Source organism: Curtobacterium sp. B18 (assembly GCF_000333375.1).
Classification (GTDB): Bacteria; Actinomycetota; Actinomycetes; order Actinomycetales; family Microbacteriaceae; genus Curtobacterium.
Genome location: NZ_BACZ01000245.1, coordinates 1 through 661 on the forward strand (window position 1 = coordinate 1; position 661 = coordinate 661).

1 protein-coding gene is annotated in these 661 nt (G+C 71.4%); it reads right to left on the minus strand.

Translation table 11 applies throughout. The annotated features are described in order from the left end of the window. Positions 1-201: 201 nt before the first annotated feature. The coding region (locus tag I5E_RS06295) for a GNAT family N-acetyltransferase (RefSeq protein WP_022906244.1) at positions 202-661 on the minus strand (460 nt) is incomplete at its 5' end.

Genomic DNA, 661 nt, shown 5'->3' on the forward strand with positions numbered 1-661 from the left:
CTCCCGTCCGTCTGTCGTTGCGTTCTAGACCTCTTGGCCGTTCAGCCAGGTCGGGCCGCCTCGGGGAGGTGCCCAGTCCTCTTCTCGACCTCTTGGCCGTTCAGCCAGGTCGGGCCGCCTCGGGGAGGTGCCCAGTCCTCTTCTCGACCTCTTGGCCGTTCAGCCAGGTCGGGCCGCCTCGGGGAGGTGCCCAGTCCTCTTCTAGACCTCTTGGCCGTTCAGCCAGATCGGGCCGGCCGGCCAGTCCTCGAGCGCCGCGGCCACCGGCCGCACCATCCAGCCGCCCTGCTCCGTGTTCGTGATGCCGGCACCCTCGGCGGTGAACGCCGAGAAGGTGCCGACGACCTCGGGGAACTCGTGCCAGCCGAGCTTCGCGTAGAAGGGGATGCGGTTCTCGCCCGCACCGAGGAAGCCGTACGGCACCGCGAGTCCGTCGAGCACGGCGTGCGTGCGCTCCATGAGCTCCCGGCCTCTGCCCGATCCCTGCAGCCTGGGCGACACGGCGACGAGACCGGTGTCGCCGACGAGCACGTCGCGCCCGCCCACCGTGATGAACATGCGGCGGATCCCGACGTGCGCCAGGACGACGCCGTCCGGGTCGCGGGCGAGGACCCGCCGCTCGGGCTGCATGCCGGACCAGCTGCGGCCGCCCACGTACCAG